Source organism: Arthrobacter sp. MDT2-34-1 (assembly GCF_059091365.1).
Map to the genome: position 1 here is coordinate 1 of NZ_JBNHGO010000004.1, position 18,539 is coordinate 18,539.

Sequence of the window (18,539 nt, forward strand, 5' to 3'; positions counted from 1 at the left end):
ACACACCACAGGGGCGGCACGCCACGGCACTTTCAACCAATAAATAATTGGTATCAACAAACTTGGCACACTATTGAGTTCTCAAACAACAGGAGCAAACGAATACTCTCCAAAACAATTTCTTCCGAAATCCGCTTTGCTTTTCTTCGCTGCGATGTTTCTACTTTATTTCATTCCTTTTCTTTCTGTCAAATCCGCGTTTCCGCTTCATTTACCTCGAGAAAAGGAACCCATCGCAAAAACCCAGCTAATTCGCCTGCGCACTCGGGCGCATGACAGTCGCTGTCTTTTTATCGAAGGGGCTTGTCGCGTTCCGGCCGGCTGTTTCACAACCAGCGGCGGCGACTCAGAAAACATTACACGGCACCGGACGGGCCCGCAAATCGCCGGCGGGTGATGCCCGCCACTGATGCCGAAGGGCCCGCGGCCTCCCCTGACCAGGGGGACTGCGGGCCCTTCGACGTGGCCGGCTGACGTGCGAACGCCCGTGGATTCAGGCAGACACTTCGACCATGGCGAGCGTGCGCTTGCCGCGGCGCATCAACAGGTATTTGCCATGCAGCAACTGCTCGCTCCCGACTGCGGCGTCCGGATCGGTAATCTTCTGGTTGTTAACGTAGGCGCCGCCCTCGGCTACGGTCCGCCGCGCCGCGGAATTGCTGGCGGCCAGGCCCGACTGGACCAACAGGTCGATGATGCCGGTGGTAGCTGCACCGGTCACAGCGCTGGGCAGCTCGGCAGTGGCGGCGACAAGAGTCGCCTCGTCCAACTCGGCCAGGTCGCCCTGCCCGAACAGGGCCGAGGACGCGGCGATCACCTTCTCGGTGGCTGCGGGGCCGTGCACAATCGACGTCACGTCGTAGGCCAACGCACGCTGTGCCTCACGGGCATGCGGCCGTTCGGCTACTGCGCGCTCAAGCGCTTCGATCTCCTCGCGGGAACGGAAGGTAAAGACCTTGAGCCGCTGCACCACGTCCGCGTCGGCAGTGTTGAGCCAGAACTGGTACATGGCGTAGGGGCTGCACATGTCCGCATCCAGCCAGATGGCATTGCCCTCGCTCTTGCCGAACTTGGTTCCGTCGGAGTTAGTGATCAGCGGCGTGCCGACGGCGTGGACAGACTGGCCCTCCACCTTGCGGATCAACTCGATGCCGCTGGTGAGGTTGCCCCACTGGTCGGATCCGCCGGTCTGCAAGATGCAGCCGTACTGCCGGTACAGCTCCAGGTAATCCATGCCCTGCAGGATCTGGTAGCTGAATTCGGCGTAGCTGATCCCCTCGTCCGAGTTCAGCCGGGACGCGACGATGTCCTTCTTGACCATCGTCCCCACGCGGAAGTGCTTGCCGATGTCGCGCAGGAAGTCCAAGACACTCAGTGGCGCCGTCCAGTCCAGATTGTTGACCATTCGCGCGGCGTTCGTACCGTCGAAGTCCAGGAAGCGCTGCACCTGTCCCTGCAGGCGGTCCACCCATTCGGCGACGGTTTCCTTGGTGTTCATGGTGCGCTCGGCGGTAGGTCGGGGATCGCCGACCAGCCCGGTGGAGCCACCTACAAGGCCCAGCGGCTTGTGCCCCGCCAGCTGAAGCCGGCGCATGGTCAGCAGCTGGACCAGGTTGCCCAGGTGAAGGCTGGGTGCGGTGGGGTCGAAGCCGCAGTAATACGTGATCGGGTCCCCCGCCAGCAGCTTCTCCAGTTCGGCTTCATCGGTCGAAACATGGACAAGGCCGCGCCACTTCAGTTCCTGCCACACATTGGCAAAACCAGGGTCGTTGCGTTGGGAAGCCAGAAACGTATTATTCACGGATACCAAATTATCAGCCTTCGATGCCCTCGGGGACGTCGCCTTCGGCCAGCAGCCGGAGCCGCTGGGTCGGACGGGTCATGGCAACATAGAGATCTCCGACGCGGCCGCCGACCCGGTGCAGCAGCTCACCCGGCTCAAGCACTACGACGGCATCGAACTCCAGGCCCTTGGCCTCCTGCGGACCCAGCACGCTGATGTCCTGTTCCATCCCGCCGGCACCGCCGCCCACGCGTGCCCCGTAGGCCGCGGCCAGCGCACTCCGGACGTCCGGCAGGCGGTGGTCGGAGGCAATAACAGCCAACAGACCGCCGTCGGCGGCGGCAAGCTCCTCGGGCATGACCTCCAAAAGCCGTTCGACCATGCGACCCTCCGGCACCCGGTCCACGACCGGCGACCAGCGGCCGTCGCGCACCGCCTTCGGAGCCGTCACGACCAGGCCCGCTGCGTTGGCCATCCGGACGGCGGCCTGCGCAATCTGGGAGGGCGTGCGGTAGTTCACGGTGAGTTCTTCAAGCTGCCAGCGGTCGCCGGCGAACGGCTCGAGCGCCTGCTGCCACGATTCCGCGCCGGCGGGAGAGCTCGTCTGCGCGATATCGCCGACGACGGTGAACGACTTGAGCGGGCAGCGGCGCATCAGCAGCCGCCACTGCATGGCCGACAACTCCTGCGCCTCGTCAACCACAATGTGGCCAAAGGCCCAGGTGCGGTCAACGGCGGCCCGTTCGGCAGCGGTGAAGCGGGTCTGCTGCGCCTGGTTGTAACCGGCCAGGTCCTCGGCGCTGACCACGCCGTCGATCCCGATATCACGCAGCATCTGGTCGACGTTCCGCAGCGACTGCTCCGCATTGGCGACGTCGCGGGCCCGCTCGGCATCTCGCTGGGCCTTGTCACGCCCGGCCGAGGCATCCATGTCCCCGAGCAGCTCCGCGGCTTCATCCAGCAACGGCACATCGGCTTCCGTCCACGGCGCATCCGCGGGGCGCAGCAGCAGCTTGCGTTCGGCGTCCGTCAGATCGGGAGCGGCCGCCTCGAGATGGGCCGGCTTGCTGAGCAGTTCCCTGACCAGCTGTTCCGGGGTCAGCGGCATCCAGCACAGATTAAGCGCCACCCTGACATCGCGCGAGGTGCGCACGTCTTCGATCAGATAGGCACGGTCCGCGTTGTTTCCCGGTCCGGACGATTTCTCCAGTGCCTCCCCCAACTGGTCCGCCAGTTCGCGCAACAGGATTTTCACGAACGTAACCCGGGCCGTGTTGTGTGGTTTGCCGGTCGCCCGTGCCCGGTCGCGGGCCCGTGCCACTTGGCGCGGCGTCAGCGTCAGCATGGTGCCTTCGACGTTAAGCCTGCGCGGTTCCGCCGGAAGCCTCTGCCGGTTGGCCACTGCGTTGGCCACGACGCCGGCCATGTCCAGGCGGCCTTTGATCTCGGCCACGGCCGGGTTGCTCTCGGACACGGCCCGTACGCCGGGCATCAGGCCGCCCAGGGTGGACATCACCACTCCGGTCTCGCCCAGCGAGGGAAGCACCCGCTCGATGTACTTCATGAAAGAGTTCGATGGCCCCACCAGCAGCACGCCGGCCGACTTCAGCCGTTCTCGGTGCGAATACAACAGGTAGGCCGCCCGGTGCAGGGCGACGGCGGTCTTGCCCGTACCGGGACCGCCCTGCACCACGAGGATCCCCGGCATCGGGGCCCTGATGATGCGGTCCTGTTCGGCTTGGATAGTGCCGACAATGTCGGACATGGCTCCGGTCCGCTTCGAATTCAGCGCCGCCAACAGGGCCCCTTCGCCCTGCAGGACCCCGTCCTCGGAGAGCATGGTCGGATCCAGCACGTCGTCTTCGATGCCCTTGACCTGGTGCCCCTGCAAAATCAGGTGCCGGCGCCGCCGGACTCCCAGCCGTTCGAAGGCCGTAGCCTGGTAGAACGCCCCGGCTTCGGGGGCCCGCCAGTCCACCATCAGCTGCTGCAGGTCTGCCGTGCTGAGTCCGATCCGCCCGATGTAGCGGCGGTCGCCGTCGTCCAGATCAAGTCGGCCGAACACCAACCGGTCGTCCACGGCGTTCAGTTGCGCCAGCCGGTCTTCGTACATGGTGGCGAACGCGTCGCGCTCGGAGATGTTCTGCATGCTTCCCACGGCGCCGCTGCTGCGGACGCGGGCCAACTGTTCCTGTTTCTCGGCGCGCAGTTCTTCCAGCCGACGGTACAGCCCCGCCACATAGGCGCGCTCAAGTTCTAGCTCGGCATGGGCCGAAGGCGATTCAGGCATACGTGTTCCCTCCCCAAAAGGCAGACCGTCCATTCTACTACCGGCGCGCCAAATTTTCTTCCGCCGGAACGACCGCGGGCGGGTGGGCACGCGCCCTTTCGCCAAGGACGCAATAGCCGGGGCTATTCACGCACCAGCGAGCGGATGCGGTGTCCGGTCAGGGCAGACCTGCCCCGCAGGGCCGAGAGCTCGAGGACCACGCCGAATCCGGCAACCTGCACCCCTGCCCGTTCGAAGAGACGGCACGCCGCGCCGAGGGTCCCGCCGGTGGCCAGCACATCGTCCAGAATCAGGACGCGCGAACCCGGCACCAGTTCATCGGCATGGATTTCCAACGTGGCCGTGCCGTACTCCAGCGCGTAGTCTTCGGAAATCGTCCTGCGCGGCAGTTTGCCTTTCTTGCGCACAGTGATGACCCCGGTGCCCGAGGCATACGCGGCCGCGGCCGACAGCAGGAAGCCGCGGGCCTCGACACCGGCGACGGCGTCGAATTGGCCCTCGAACGGGTCGATTAGGGCATGCACCAAGGCGTGCAGCGCCTCGCCGTCGGCAAATACGGGAGTAAGGTCCCGGAAGATGATCCCTGGCTTCGGATAGTCCCGAACCGTTTCAGAAAGACGGTTGACCATGGCTTCAACTGATTCGCGGGGACGTTCATTCACCCGTCTACCCTACCCGCTGCCGGCGCGTCGGCGCGGCTTCGCGGCCCGGTACTGCGAGACCGTCGGGTCCCCTTCAAGCCAGAAACGCCATGGGTAGGCCGCGGTGCCGCCCTCGCCGCTCACGCCCACCCGCGGCCCGGTCCGCACATGCTGATGGGAGGCCCGGACTGCCGGCCGTGCGAGTTCCAGTTCCCCCTGGGCGAAGGCCCTGCCGTTGTCGGCAAGCGTCAGCCCCAGGGCAGTGGCCAGCCGGGCCGGCCCCCGTGCCAGTTCCGCATCGTTTTTGGCCGAAGCACGCCGGCTTCGGGCAAGGTCAAGGCCTTGGGTGATTTCACCGGCGCGGAGCAGGGCCCCGGTGGCCTGGCCGTCATGGCCGCACACGATATTCACGCAATGGTGCATGCCATAGGTGAAGTAGACATAGATGTGGCCCGGCGGGCCGAACATCGCCTTGTTGCGGTTTGTCGGGCCGCGGAAGCCATGCGATCCCGGGTCGTGCTCGCCCATGTAGGCCTCTACCTCGGTGAGCCGTACGGCTACTGTTCCCTCGGGCGTGGTGTGTGTCAGGCGGGCGCCGAGCAGCCCCGGAGCAACGTCCACGGCGGGCCGGGCAAGCCAGTGAAGTAACGCTGCGTCCACTAGGCCGGCTGCACCCGCTGGTAGAAGCGCGTCAGGGCTTCGAGCCGGTGGGCCGAATCATGCACATGGCCGCCGCCCAGCACCGTGGCGAGGGCATCCAGCCGCGCGTGCCAGCGGGCCATTAGGGCTTCGGGCGATATCTCTCGCCCGATGTTGTGCACCAGCAGCAGGCGGGTCTTGCCGTCGGCCGGTTCCAGCATCCAGTGCACGGTTCCGCTGCCCTCCGGAGCGGTCCAGGTGTAGTCGAGACGGCTGCCGGCGAGCACATACTCAACGTCCCCCTCAACCGTCCGTTCCGGCAGGGTGAATTCGACGGCGCCGCCGGTCTGCAGCTCCACGCGGCCGGGGCCCAGCCACTTGCCGAACAGATCCGGCTCGGTCAGGGCCGCCCAGACCTCCGTTGCGGCGGCGTCGAGCAACCGTTCGAAACGCAGGCTTGTGCGGCCCGAATCCTTTTGGGCGGTGCCCATCGAGTGCGAGAGCCGGAAGTGGCGGGCATAGGCCTCGCGCAGCCGTGCCCATCGACCGGGCTCCGGGTTTGACGGCCGCCCGCCAGCGACGGCGGCGAGTGCGTCCAGGATTGTTTGCCAGCCCGCGCTGCCTTCGGTCAGGAAGTCCGGCCCCTCGGCGCGCGAGCGGAACTGCAGCAAGGTACCGCCGTCGCTCTCCAGCACCCGCCATTCGATGACCGCTTCCTGCCCCAGCTCATCCTCCCAGCTGATCTGCAGGCTGAGCGGCGGATTCAGCTGCAGGACCGTACCGCTGGTGGTGCCGCCGCCCAGATCCAGCTCATAGGTATGGCCCAGCTGCCAGTCGGCGTCCAGCGTCCCGAGCCATTTAGCGACGTTGTCCTTTTCCGCCAGAAGGCTCCAGATGTAGCTGCGCGGGTAATCGAGCTGTCGGTCGAAGGCCAGGACGTAGTCCCCGTCAACCCGCTCGATCCGACCCTCCGGCACCAGCTTTTCCTCGTCCTGGCTCAGCGTCGACATGCTCGCTCCCTCGGCTCAGTGGCTCTCGACCCGTCGCTTCACAAACTACCGCAGCACTATTTGCTACCGGCCGGTAACTTACCCGTGCCGGGGTGCGGACGGCTCAGGGGCGGCCGCCGGAGACGTAGCCGCGTGCGCCGTCCAGCGCTGCCTCAAGCGCCGCGATCTGGGCGGCCACGGCGGTCGGGGCGGTGCCGCCCTGCGAACTGCGGCTGGCCAGCGAACCTTCGACCGTGAGCACTTCACGCACCTGTGGAGTCAGCTGCGGGGAAATAGCCGCGAATTCCTCGTCCGTCAGGTCCCAGAGTTCAACTCCGCGGCTTTCGGCCTGTCTTACGGCGGCACCGGACAGCTCGTGAGCTTCCCGGAACGGAATGCCCTGACGGACCAGCCATTCGGCGATGTCGGTGGCGAGCGCGAAGCCTTGCGGGGCCAGCGCCTCCAGCCGCTCGGTATTGAAGACAAGGGTTTCGATCATGCCGGCGACGGCGGGCAGCAGCAGCTCCAGGGTGTCTGCCGCGTCAAAGACCGGTTCCTTGTCTTCCTGCAGGTCACGGTTGTAGGCCAGCGGCAGGCCCTTGAGCGTGGCCAAGAGCCCCGTCAGGTCGCCGATCAGCCGGCCGGCCTTGCCGCGGGCCAATTCCGCGACGTCCGGATTCTTCTTCTGCGGCATGATCGAGGAGCCCGTGGAATAGGCATCGTCCAGCGTCACGAAGGAAAATTCCTTGGTGGCCCACAGGATGACTTCTTCCGATATCCGGGACAGGTCCACGCCGATCATGGCCGCGACCCAGCTGAATTCGGCAAAGACGTCCCGCGCGGCAGTTCCGTCGATCGAGTTCCAGGTTGCGGAGTCGAAGCCGAGGTCCGCCGCGACGGCGTTGGGATCCAGGCCGAGCGAGGAACCGGCCAGGGCACCGGAGCCGTAGGGAGAGACGGCGGCCCGCTTGTCCCAGTCCGCCAGCCGCTGGACGTCCCGCAGCAGCGCCCAGGCGTGGGCCAGCAGGTGATGGGACAGCAGCACCGGCTGCGCGTGCTGAAGGTGGGTGCGGCCCGGCATGGCAACCTCCGGATACCGGCGGGCCTGGGTGAGCAGCGCATCGATGGTTGCCAGCACTCCCCCCGCGATGATCCGTGCGTGGTCGCGCAGGTACATCCTGCCCAAGGTGGCGATCTGGTCGTTGCGGGACCGTCCGGCCCGAAGTTTTCCGCCCAGCTGGGCGCCGGCCCGTTCGATCAGCCCGCGCTCCAGGGAACCGTGCACGTCCTCGTCCGACTCAGCCGCCACGTACGCGCCCGACCGCACGTCGTCGTCGAGCCGGTCCAGGGCGGCGAGCATGCCTTGCAGTTCGGCGTCGTCGAGCAATCCGGCCTGGTGCAGGACCTTGGCGTGGGCCCGGGAACCTGCGATGTCGTACTGCGCCAGGCGCCAGTCGAAATGCGTGGACTTGCTCAACGCGGCCAGGGCATCGGCCGGGCCGCCGGCGAAGCGGCCGCCCCAGAGGGCGCCTTCGTTGGTGTGCCCGGTGGGGCTCTTCGGTTCCTGCGTCACGTTGTGTCTTCCCTTTCCGCCAGGTTGCCCTGGTGACGGTTCCGCACCCGGCCGTGCCGGCCGGCGGAGATGGCTCGTTGTGCCGGCTTCCGCGCCGGCGTCCGCTGCTGCTGCTGCTGCTGCTGCTGCGACTAGGTTATGGGGTTCAGGCGTTGCGCGAGGATTCGTCGGCGAACTGCAGGAACCGTGCGGCGAGCGCCGCTCCGCCGGCCGGATCCCGAGTCACCAGCAGAACGGTGTCGTCGCCCGCAATTGTGCCCAGAACCGACGGCATGACCGAGTGGTCGATGGCCAGCGCCAGGAAGTTGGCCGCCCCCGGCGGTGTCCGCAGGACCACCAGGTTGGCGGAGGCCTCGGCGGTGACCAGCAGGTCGGCACAGAGCCTGGCCAGCCGGGCGTCCAGGATCTCCTGGGTGACACCGCTCTGCGGCGTGCGTTCCCCGCCCTCGCCGGGCACCGCATAGATCAGCCCGCCGTCCTGGCCGCGCACCCGTACCGCACCCAGTTCCACCAGGTCCCGCGACAGCGTGGCCTGGGTTACCTGGACACCCTCGTCCGCCAGCCGGGCGGCCAGTTCCGCCTGCGAGCGCACCGACTCGCCGGTGAGGATCGCGGTGATCTTGGCCTGGCGGGCGGTCTTGGTGGCCGGCATCGTGTTCACCGCCGTCAGCTCCCGGCCAGTGGAGCCAGCGACGACCGGTCCATCAGCCATGCCATCAGCGCCTTCTGGGCGTGCAGCCGGTTCTCCGCCTCGTCCCACACCACCGACTGGGGGCCGTCGATGACCTCGGCGGCGATCTCGTAACCGCGGTAGGCGGGCAGGCAGTGCAGCACGACGGCGTCGTCGGCTGCCAGCTTCAGGGCCGCCTGGTCCACGGCGTAGTCCTTGAACAGTTCCAGCCGCTCCGCCTTCTCCTCTTCCTGCCCCATCGAGACCCACGTGTCCGTGGCGACGACGTCGGCCTCCGCCAGCGCCTTGGCGGGATCCGTGGTGACCAGAACCGAGCCGCCGGTTTCGGCGGCGCGTGCTTCGGCTTCGGCCACGACCGAAGCCGCCGGGAGGTGCCCGGCGGGTCCGGCGATCCGCACGTGCATCCCCGCCGTCGCTCCCGCGAGCAGGTACGAGTTGGCCATGTTGTTGGCCGCATCGCCCAGATAGGTCATGGTGAGTCCGGCCAGCTTGCCTTTGTGTTCCTGCACCGTCAGCAGGTCGGCCAGCAATTGGCAGGGGTGGTAGTCGTCGGAGAGCGAGTTGATGACCGGCACACGGGACAGCGCCGCCATCTCCTCCAACCCGGCATGGGCGTAGGTCCGCCAGACGACCGTGGAGACCATCCGTTCCAACACCTTGATGGTGTCGGAGACGGACTCTTTGTGTCCCAGCTGCGATTCGCCGGGATTGATGACGAGCGGCACCCCGCCCAGGTCCGCGATCCCGGCGGCGAAGGACACCCGGGTGCGCGTGGAGGTCTTGTCAAAGATCACGGCCACGGTCTTACGTCCCGCCCCGTCGCCGGCATACGGCTGGTAGCGGTAGGGGGACCGCTTCATGTCGGCGGCCAACTGCAGCACTTCCGCCTGTTCGGCCGGGCTGAGGTCGGTGTCCTTCAGGAAGTGGCGGGTCATGATGCGTCCTTGCTGGTAGCGGCGGCCAGGGCAGCCGCGGTGGTCAGGATGTCCGGCAGCGCGGCGGTGAACCGGGCGGCCTCTTCGGCGGTCAGGATCAGCGGCGGGGCCAGCCGCAGCGTGCGCGGGCCAGGGTTGTTGATGATGAAGCCGGCTTCCAGGGCGGCGCCCACCGCGGCAGCGGCGATGTCGGCATCCAGGTCGATCCCGATCAGCAAGCCCTCGCCGCGGACCTCGGCGACGTGTTCCAGGCCGGCCAGCTCCGCGCGCAGCCGCTCCCCCAGTCCGGAGGCGTGGGCCAGCAGCCCGCGCGACTCGATGGCTTGCAGCGTCGCCAGGCCTGCGGCCGTCGCCACCGGGTTGCCGCCGAACGTCGTTCCGTGCTGGCCCGCGGTCAGGAGTTCGGAAGTAGTTGCCCCGAAAGTGATCAACGCGCCGACGGGCAGCCCGCTGCCCAGGCCCTTGGCCAGGGTGATGGCGTCCGGGACGATCTGCTCGCCGCCGGCCACGCCGCCCTGGAACGCGAACCAGTTGCCGGTGCGGCCGACGCCGGTCTGCACCTCGTCCAAAATCAGCAGCGCGCCCGCGGCCTCGGTAGCTTCGCGGGCCGCCTTCAGGTAGCCCGCGGGCAGCGGCCGGACGCCCACCTCCCCCTGGATTGGTTCCAGCACGACGGCGGCCACGGACTCGTCGACGGCGGCGCGGAGGGCCTCCTCGTCGCCGAAGGGAAGGTGGACCACGCCGCCGGGCAGCGGTTCGAACGGTTCGCGGTAGGACTCCTTGGCCGTCAGCGCCAAAGCCCCCATGGTCCGGCCGTGGAAAGCGCCCTCCAGGGCCAGGATCTTGGTCCGGGTGGGGCTCGAGTTTCGCCGGGCCAGCTTGAACGCCGCTTCGTTGGCTTCGGTGCCGGAGTTGGCGAAGAACACCTTGGAACCTGCCGGAGCGGCGGCGAGCTGCAGCAACCGCTCCGCCAGCGCAATTTGTGCCGGGCTGGTGAAGAAGTTGGAGACGTGGCCGAGGGTGGACAACTGGCCGGCCACGACCCCGGTCAGGAACTCGTCCGCGTGGCCGAGCGCGTTCACCGCGATCCCGCCGAGCAGGTCCAGGTATTCCCTGCCGTCCGCGTCCCACACGATGCAGCCCTTGCCGCGCACCAGGACGCGCTGCGGGGTGCCGAAGACCCCCATCAGCGACCCGCGGTACTTCTCCAACAGCTGCCGGTTGTCCAGGCCTTCCAGTTCTTCCAGCCCGGCGAGGCCGGCGGCCGGGGAAACGGTGTGCGGGGTGTTCATGCTGCGTCTCCGTCCGGGACGACCTGGGTGCCGATGCCGGCCGCGGTAAAGATTTCCAGCAGGATCGAGTGCGGCATCCTGCCATCGACGACGGCGGCGCGCTCCACTCCCCCGTCGACCGCCTTGAGGCAGGCTTCCATCTTGGGAATCATGCCGGACTGCAGCCGCGGCAGCAGCTCGCGCAACTCCCCCGCCGTCAGCGACGAGATCAAGGAGGACTTGTCCGGCCAGTTGGCGTACAGCCCCTCGACGTCGGTGAGGATGACCAGCCGCGAGGCGTGCAAGGCGTCCGCCACCGCAGCGGCCGCGGTATCGGCGTTGACGTTGAGCACCTGGTTGGTGCCTTCGCCGTCGCCGCCGATTTCCGGCGCCACGGTGGAGATCACCGGGATGCGGCCGGCGTCGAGCAAATCCAGGATGGCAGACGGGTTGACGCCCACGACCTCGCCGACCAGGCCCAGGTCGATGTCTTCGCCGTCCACCACGGTGCCCGTGCGCACCGCCTGCAGCAGCCCGCCGTCTTCACCGGAGAGGCCCACGGCGTACGGCCCGTGCGAATTGATCCGGCCCACCAGTTCGCGTCCGACTTGTCCGGTGAGCACCATGCGGACCACGTCCATGGCCTCGGGAGTGGTGACCCGCAGTCCGCCCTTGAATTCGGACTCAATGCCCAGCCGCGAGAGCATGGCGTTGATCTGCGGTCCGCCGCCGTGGACGACCACCGGCTTGATGCCGGCGTGGTGGAGGAAGACGATGTCTTCGGCGAACGCCTGCCGCAGTTCGTCGTTGACCATGGCGTTGCCGCCGTACTTGATCACCATGGTGGTGCCGGCGAACCGCTGGATCCAGGGCAGGGCCTCGATCAGCGTGGCGGCCTTGTCCTGGGCCATCAGCATCGTGTTCATCTCGGTCCTCAGCTGGAGTAGGCGGAGTTCTCATGCACGTATTCGTGCGTGAGGTCATTGGTCCAGATGGTTGCGGTCTCCCTGCCGGCATTAAGGTCGATTACCACGGCCACGTCGCGGCCGTTCAGGTCCACCAGGTCGCGCGGTTCGCCCACGCCGCCGTTCCGGCAGACCTGCACGCCGTTCATGCTGACGTTGAGCTGGTCCGGCTCGAAGGCGGCGTCGGTCGTGCCCACCGCGGACAGCACGCGTCCCCAGTTCGGATCCTTGCCGAAAATGGCGGTCTTGAACAAATTGGAGCGGGCCACTGCGCGGCTGACGGTTTCCGCATCCCGCTCGGTAGCGGCGTTGATCGTCGTGACCGCGATGTCGTGGCTGGCGCCCTCGGCGTCGGTAATCAGTTGCCGCGCCAGATCCGCGCAAACGCCGGTCAGCGCCGCGGTGAAGTCGTCCAGCGCGGGAATGGCCCCGGAGGCGCCCGAAGCCAGCAGCACCACCGTGTCGTTGGTGGACATGCAGCCGTCGGAATCCGTCCGGTCGAAGGTCAGCCGCGTGGCCTCGCGCAACGCCACCTGCAGCGCCGGCGGTGCGAGTTCGGCATCCGTGGTGATGACCACCAGCATGGTGGCCAGGCCCGGGGCCAGCATGCCGGCGCCCTTGGCCATGCCGCCGATGCTGTACCCGCCGCCGGCGAACAGGGCCTGCTTGGAAACGGAATCGGTGGTCATGATGGCTTCGGCCGCGTCGGCACCGCCGTCGCCGGACAACGCCGCTGCAGCAGCTTCGACACCCGGCAGCAGCTTGTCCATCGGCAGCTGCTCGCCGATCAGCCCGGTGGAGCACACCACCACGTCGCCCGAGGAAATACCGAGCAGGGCTGCGGTTTTCTCGGCGGTGGCGTGGGTGTTCTGGAAGCCCTCGGCCCCGGTGCAGGCGTTGGCACCGCCGGAATTCAGCACCACCGCGTCCACGCGGCCGTCGCCCACCACCTGCCGCGACCAGTGCACGGGCGCGGCCGCCACGCGGTTCGAGGTAAAGACTGCCGCCGCCGCCCGCTGTGGTCCGTCGTTGACCACCAGCGCGACATCGGGCTTGCCGGAGGCTTTCAGGCCGGCGGTGGCACCGGCGGCACGAAATCCCTGTGGTGCGGTAACGCTCACGGTGCTATCCCCTGCTGGGTCAGGCCGGCGGTCTCGTCGAGGCCGAGGGCGATGTTCATGGATTGGATGGCGCCGCCGCCGGTTCCCTTGGTGAGGTTGTCGATGGCGCAGGTGACGACGGCGCGGCCCGCGTGCTCGTCGAAGGCCAGCTGCAGGACGGCATGGTTGCTGCCCTGCACCGACTTGGTATTCGGCCACTGGCCCTCGGGCAGCAGGTGCACGAACGGTTCATCAGCGTAGGCGGCCTCCCAGGCGCTGCGCAGCGACGCGGCATCCGTACCGGGTTTGATGCGCGCCGTGGCGGTGGTTAGGATGCCGCGGCTCATCGGCGCGAGCGTGGGAGTAAACGAGATCGTGACCGCCTCGCCGGCGGCGGCCGAGAGCCCCTGCTCGATTTCCGGAGTGTGCCGGTGCCCGCCGCCAACCCCGTAGGGGCTCATGCCGCCCATGACTTCCGAACCGATCAGGTGTACCTTCGCGGACTTGCCGGCCCCCGAGGTGCCGGACGCGGCGACAATCACCACGTCACCGGGCTCCAGCAGCCCGGCCGCGAAGCCCGGGGCCAGAGCCAGCAGCGAACTGGTGGGATAGCAGCCCGGGACGGCGATCCGGCGGGCGCCGCGCAGCTTTTCCCGGTGGCCGGGAAGCTCCGGAAGGCCGTAGGGCCAGCTGCCGGCATGGGCGGTGCCGTAGAACTTCTCCCAGGACACAGGGTCCACCAGCCGGTGGTCCGCGCCCGCATCCACCACCAGGGTGTCTGCCGGCAGCGCGGCGGCGATCTCAGCGCTGGCGCCATGCGGCAGCGCCAGGAACACCACGTCGTGCCCGGCCAGGTTCTCGACGGTTGTGTCGACCAGGACTTTGTCCGCCAGCGCATGCAGGTGCGGCTGCAGTTCCCCCAACCGCGAACCGGCACTGCTGTGGGCGGTGACGGCTCCGACGGAGACCTCGGGGTGGTTCGCCAGCAGGCGGAGGACCTCGCCGCCCGCGTAACCGCTGGCGCCGGAGACTGCAACCTTAATTGTCATGGCATCCAGCATACAGCAAGAGTATGCACCGGAGAGGATAATTATGCATTGTCCTGCGTGCCCTGCCGCCGGATGCGGCGGGCCGGGGCGCGGACGTTAGCGCCTACGATGGGTTCTGAGCCGGCCGGCCCTCAGCGGCCAGATTCCACCGCCGGCACCGACTGTCCCGAGTACCTTAAGGAGACCCTACATGGCCAAGGCGATCGTGGCCGCCGCACCCGGCGGTCCGGAAGTTCTGCAACTGCGCGAGGTCGACATCCCCCGGCCCGGCCCGGGCCAGCTGCTGGTCAAAGTTGCCGCGGCGGGTGTGAACTTCGTCGAGACCTATGAGCGCAGCGGCGTCTACAACGTCCCGTTTCCGTACACGCCCGGCTCCGAAGCCGCCGGCACGGTCGAGGCCGTCGGCCCGGGGGTCGACGGCTTCGCCCCCGGTGACCGCGTCGCCTTCGCCGAGGGCGACCGCACCTACGCTGAGTTCACCGTGGTCTCCGCCGACGCGGCGCTCCCGGTGCCGGAAGGCGTGGACGACGACGTGGCGGCCGCCATCCCGCTGCAGGGCATGACGGCGCATTACCTCATTAACTCCAGCTTCAGGGTCCAGCCGGGCCAGACCGTACTCACCCATGCGGGTGCCGGCGGAGTAGGCCTGATCCTGACGCAGCTGCTCAAAGCCAAGGGCGCCCGCGTGATCACCACGGTGTCTACCGACGAAAAGGAAGAACTGGCCCGCAGCGCCGGGGCGGATGAGGTGCTCCGCTACGACGGCTTTGCCGGGCAGGTGCGCCAACTGACCGCCGGCACCGGGGTGGACGTGGTGTACGACGGCGTCGGCAGGGACACCTTCGACGGTTCGCTGGCCAGCCTGCGCACCCGCGGCATGCTCGTGCTCTTCGGCGGCGCGTCGGGCCAGGTGCCGCCGTTCGACCTGCAGCGGCTCAACCGGGGCGGCTCCTTGTTCGTCACCCGCCCCAACCTCGCCGACCATCTGCTCACGCCGCAGGAGCGGCGCTGGCGCTCCAGCGAATTGTTCGACGCCGTCCTGTCGGGCCGCCTGGACATCCGGATCGGCCGGACATATCCGCTGGCCGAGGCGGCGCAGGCACACGAGGACCTGCAAGCCCGCCGCACCACGGGCAAGCTGCTGCTGGTTCCGTAAGGGCGGCCCCCGGTTGCCGTCGACGCCCGCCCTCGCTGCCGGCGCCGGCGGTCCCGGCGCCGGCGGAGGAGGAAATTGCCGCGGACGGGGAGGGCGGGCGGAGCGCCTGCCCTCCCCGTTCAGCCCTGGACGGCCGCAGTTTCCCGGTAGGTGATTTTCGGGTCGGCCGACCCGCCAACGGCCAGCGCCGCGGCGAGGCCGGGCGGCACTTCCCCGCCGGCATCCGCGAGGGTGAGGTCCAGCAGTTGCAGCCCGGGACGGTCTCCCGCTTCCCCGGGCCAGCCGGACAGCTGGGGTTCGCCGTCCGCACCGGCGACGCCGATCGTATCGGGCGGCAGCCGCAGGCCGTGGCCGGTCGACTTCAGCACGGCCTCTTTCCTGGTCCACAGCCGGGCCCGCAGCAGGCGCGGGTCGGCTGCCTGCTCCACCAGGGTCCGCTCCGCGTCCGTGAGCATGACGGCGTCGATGTTGTCCTCCGGCCGAAAAGCGTCCGCCCAGGCGTCTTCGATGTCGACTCCGAGCAGCACGGGCCGGAAGGACAGTGCGGCCAGCAGCCAGCGGCCCGAGCGGGCGTAGCTCAGGCGGGCGGGGGCCGGAGCGCCGTCCAGCAGCAGGTGCGGCTGGCCATGCCGGCCATCGTTGCCCCGCGTGCATTGGCGGCAGTCGAAGGCGAGCCGCATCCGGTCGGGGTCGACGTTCAGTTCCCGCGCCGCCAGCAGGCGGACGGCTTCGCGGGTGTGGGCGCGGACGCTGGGGCGCCGGTCCGGCCCGCTGGCGGCCGGGAACCCGTTTGGCAGCTGCACCAGCTGCAGTATCACCTGGGCCTTCATGCGTTCCTTTTCCCTTTCCCCCACGACGGCGGGGCCCACCTGCGTCGGTGGGCCCCGCCGTCGTCATTCATGGCAGTAACCGGTTACCGCTGAACGGCACCGCAGCGGGCTGCGGCCAGCTCCACGGCCTGGGCCCGTGCCGCGGAGGCCTCGTCGGCGGTCAACGTGCGGTCATTCGCCCGGAACCTGAGCCCGAAGGCCAGCGACTTCTTCCCGTGCTCGATCCCGGGGCCCGCATAGACGTCGAACAGGGCCACATCTTCCAGCAGTTCACCGGCGCCTTCACGCAGCGCCTCGCGGACTGCTTCGGCCGGAACCGACGAATCGACGACCAGCGCTACGTCCTGGGTGGAGACCGGGTAGGTGGACAGATGCTTGGCCACAATCACATCGGCGGCGGCCTCAAAGAGTGCCTCGCCGTTCAGTTCCATGGCGGCAGTCCGCGCCGGCAGGTCCCCGTCCTGGAGCAGCTTCGGATGCAGCTCGCCGGCGTAGCCGACGACCTCGCCGGTGCGCAGCGACAACTGCGCGGTCCGGCCGGGGTGGAAGGCCTGGTGGTTCCCCTGGGCGACGACCAGTTCAATGCCGAGGACGTCGCCGACGGTCAGTGCGGCGTCCAGTGCGTCCGACCATTCCCAGTGGCGGGGCGTGAACCCTGCGCCCGGTGCCGCCTCGTGTCCGATCAGGACCGCGGCCACGTGCCAGGGCTGGTCCGGGATCCCGGCCTGCAGTTCCTCGAGCACCTCGTCCGACGGCCTGGCGCCCAGCGGGGGCAGGACCGGAGACCCGATCTTGTCGCCGGGCAGGAACACCAGGCCGCCTTCGTACAACGCCAGGTCGCGGAAGCCGCGGGAATGGTTGCGTCGTGCAGTCTCCAGCAGGCCCGGCAGCAGGCTGGTGCGCAGGTACCCGAATTCGGCGGAGATCGGGTTCGCCAGCTTGACGGCGGCCGCTCCGGAGCCGGCCTCGGGAGTTCCGAACGTTTCGTTCTGCCCGGTGGAAACGAAGGGGTAGCTGAGCACCTCGGTCAGGCCGGCGTCGGCCAGGGACTGCAGCACGCGGCGGCGCTGCTGCTGTCCACGGGACAGGCCGCGCCCCGGCGGGGCCACCGGCAGGGTGGCCGGAATCCGGTCATAGCCCACCAGCCGGGCGATTTCCTCGACCAGGTCCTCCTTGATGGCCAGGTCGGGCCGCCAGCTGGGCGCCGTGACGCGCAGGCCGCCGTCGTACCGTTCGAAGGAAGCGCCGATGCCGGTCAGGGCGGATTCAATCTGCCCTGCCGTGTACTCGAAGCCGATGAGGCGGGAGGCGAAACCGTCGGGCAGGTCGATCTCGACAGGTGCCGGACGTGACCCGACATCCGTCGCGGCGGTGTCGGCCGTGCCGCCGGCGAGTTCGGCCAGCAGGTCCACGGCGCGCTGCGCCGCCTCATCCGCAATTTCCCAGTCCACTCCGCGCTCATTGCGCTTGGACGCCTCGGACGGCAGCTTGTGGCGGCGCCGGGTGCGGCCCATGGAGACGTCGTCGAAATGGGCGGACTCAATCAGCACATTCGCGGTTCCCTCCCCGACCTCGGTTTCGGCACCGCCCATCACGCCGGCCAGACCGATGGCGCCGCGGTCATCCGTAATCAGCAGGTCCTCGGTGGAGAGCCGGCGCTCCTTGCCGTCCAGGGTCACCAGGGTCTCGCCCGGATTGGCCCGGCGGACCACGATCGGGCCCTGGAGTTTGTCCGCGTCATAGAAGTGCAGCGGCTGGCCCAGTTCCAGCATCACGTAGTTGGAGATGTCCACAACCAGCGAAATGGAGCGCATGCCGGCCAGGCGCAGCCGGGAGGCCATCCACTGGGGCGTGGGCCGCGACGGGTCGACGCCGCGGACCGTGCGTGCCACGAAGCGGTCGCAGCCGGGCTTGCCGTAGACCGGTGACTGGTCTTCGAGCCGGACGGGGTGGCCCTCGCCGGCCGCTTCGGGAACAACGACGCGGCTGGCCGGGTCGACGAATTCGGTGCCGGTGGCCAGCGCGTATTCACGGGCCACCCCCCGAATGGAGAAGCAATAGCCGCGATCCGGCGTCACGTTGATCTCGGCCGCCTCGTCGGTCAGGCCGAGCAGTTCCATCGCGTCGGTGCCGACTTCCGGGTCGAGTCCCAGCCGGGAGAGCACGATGATGCCGTCGTGGTCCTCGCCGATGCCGAGCTCTCGGGCGGACGCGATCATGCCGGCGGACGTGTGCCCGTAGGTTTTGCGCGGGGTGATCCGGAAATCCCCCGGCAGCACCGCGCCGGGCAACGTCACCACGACTTTGTCGCCCACCTCGAAGTTGTGGGCTCCGCAGACGATGCCCTGCACGCCGGACGGGTCGATGCCGTCGCCGCTGAGCGGCTGGCCGGCGCCTTCGGGCGCCACACGCACCTGGCACCAGTTAATGGTCTTGCCGTTTGACTGCGGCTCCTTGACCAGGTCGAGGACCTGTCCCACCACGATCGGTCCGGAGATCGAATCGGACGGACGGTGGACGTCCTCTTCTTCGAGTCCGACCTTGACGAGGTCGGCCATAACGTCCTCGGCGGTGGCGTCTGCGGGAACCTGCGCGTACTCGCGCAACCAGGAAAGGGGAATACGCAT

Annotated in this window: 16 protein-coding genes; 2 read left to right on the forward strand and 14 right to left on the reverse strand. The window is 68.4% G+C overall.

The window, feature by feature from the left end; genetic code table 11:
- Positions 1 to 276: hypothetical protein (locus AC5RVV_RS15850; RefSeq protein WP_494002361.1), on the forward strand; the 276-nt coding region annotated here is incomplete at its 5' end.
- 217 nt (positions 277 to 493) lie between these two features.
- Here the strand turns inward: AC5RVV_RS15850 and tyrS are convergent.
- The 12 genes from tyrS to argC form a co-directional block, all read right to left on the reverse strand.
- Complete coding sequence (tyrS, locus tag AC5RVV_RS15855; RefSeq protein WP_494002362.1) at positions 494 to 1,810, reverse strand: tyrosine--tRNA ligase; 1,317 nt, start codon at positions 1,808 to 1,810, stop codon at positions 494 to 496.
- Positions 1,811 to 1,814: 4 nt separating this feature from the next.
- Positions 1,815 to 4,073: a HelD family protein gene (locus AC5RVV_RS15860; RefSeq protein WP_494002363.1), complete on the reverse strand. Its 2,259-nt coding sequence runs from the start codon at positions 4,071 to 4,073 to the stop codon at positions 1,815 to 1,817.
- A 122-nt stretch (positions 4,074 to 4,195) separates the two neighbouring features.
- Positions 4,196 to 4,702: an adenine phosphoribosyltransferase gene (locus AC5RVV_RS15865; RefSeq protein ID WP_493977814.1), complete on the reverse strand. Its 507-nt coding sequence runs from the start codon at positions 4,700 to 4,702 to the stop codon at positions 4,196 to 4,198.
- Between the two features lie 42 nt (positions 4,703 to 4,744).
- On the reverse strand, positions 4,745 to 5,374 hold the full coding sequence (locus tag AC5RVV_RS15870) for a DNA-3-methyladenine glycosylase (protein WP_494002364.1): 630 nt from the start codon (positions 5,372 to 5,374) through the stop codon (positions 4,745 to 4,747).
- Complete coding sequence (locus AC5RVV_RS15875; RefSeq protein ID WP_494002365.1) at positions 5,374 to 6,363, reverse strand: SRPBCC domain-containing protein; 990 nt, start codon at positions 6,361 to 6,363, stop codon at positions 5,374 to 5,376. The genes AC5RVV_RS15870 and AC5RVV_RS15875 overlap by 1 nt, the downstream gene beginning before the upstream one ends.
- A gap of 103 nt (positions 6,364 to 6,466) precedes the next feature.
- Positions 6,467 to 7,915 (reverse strand): argininosuccinate lyase, encoded by a 1,449-nt coding sequence (gene argH, locus AC5RVV_RS15880; RefSeq protein WP_494002366.1) that lies wholly within the window; start codon positions 7,913 to 7,915, stop codon positions 6,467 to 6,469.
- Between the two features lie 145 nt (positions 7,916 to 8,060).
- A complete protein-coding gene (locus AC5RVV_RS15885) occupies positions 8,061 to 8,627 on the reverse strand; it encodes an arginine repressor (protein WP_494002367.1) in 567 nt (188 codons plus the stop codon).
- Positions 8,582 to 9,541, reverse strand: a complete 960-nt coding sequence (gene argF / locus AC5RVV_RS15890; protein ID WP_494002368.1) for an ornithine carbamoyltransferase — start codon at positions 9,539 to 9,541, stop codon at positions 8,582 to 8,584. The genes AC5RVV_RS15885 and argF overlap by 46 nt, the downstream gene beginning before the upstream one ends.
- Positions 9,538 to 10,833, reverse strand: coding sequence for an acetylornithine transaminase (locus tag AC5RVV_RS15895; protein WP_494002369.1), 1,296 nt, complete (start codon positions 10,831 to 10,833; stop codon positions 9,538 to 9,540). Before AC5RVV_RS15895 ends, argF begins: the two co-directional genes overlap by 4 nt.
- Positions 10,830 to 11,738, reverse strand: coding sequence for an acetylglutamate kinase (gene argB, locus AC5RVV_RS15900; protein ID WP_494002370.1), 909 nt, complete (start codon positions 11,736 to 11,738; stop codon positions 10,830 to 10,832). The genes AC5RVV_RS15895 and argB overlap by 4 nt, the downstream gene beginning before the upstream one ends.
- Positions 11,739 to 11,746: 8 nt before the next feature.
- Positions 11,747 to 12,898 carry a bifunctional glutamate N-acetyltransferase/amino-acid acetyltransferase ArgJ gene (argJ, locus tag AC5RVV_RS15905; RefSeq protein ID WP_494002371.1) on the reverse strand — a complete coding sequence of 384 codons (1,152 nt, stop codon included), beginning with the start codon at positions 12,896 to 12,898 and terminating at the stop codon, positions 11,747 to 11,749.
- Positions 12,895 to 13,926 carry an N-acetyl-gamma-glutamyl-phosphate reductase gene (gene argC / locus AC5RVV_RS15910; RefSeq protein WP_494002372.1) on the reverse strand — a complete coding sequence of 344 codons (1,032 nt, stop codon included), beginning with the start codon at positions 13,924 to 13,926 and terminating at the stop codon, positions 12,895 to 12,897. The genes argJ and argC overlap by 4 nt, the downstream gene beginning before the upstream one ends.
- A 190-nt stretch (positions 13,927 to 14,116) precedes the next feature.
- On the opposite strand from argC, the gene AC5RVV_RS15915 reads away from it, so the two are divergent.
- Complete coding sequence (locus AC5RVV_RS15915) at positions 14,117 to 15,082, forward strand: quinone oxidoreductase family protein (protein WP_494002373.1); 966 nt, start codon at positions 14,117 to 14,119, stop codon at positions 15,080 to 15,082.
- A 119-nt stretch (positions 15,083 to 15,201) separates the two neighbouring features.
- On the opposite strand, the gene AC5RVV_RS15920 is transcribed toward AC5RVV_RS15915, so the two are convergent.
- A complete protein-coding gene (locus AC5RVV_RS15920) occupies positions 15,202 to 15,912 on the reverse strand; it encodes a 4'-phosphopantetheinyl transferase family protein (protein WP_494002374.1) in 711 nt (236 codons plus the stop codon).
- A gap of 83 nt (positions 15,913 to 15,995) precedes the next feature.
- Complete coding sequence (pheT, locus tag AC5RVV_RS15925; protein ID WP_494002375.1) at positions 15,996 to 18,539, reverse strand: phenylalanine--tRNA ligase subunit beta; 2,544 nt, start codon at positions 18,537 to 18,539, stop codon at positions 15,996 to 15,998.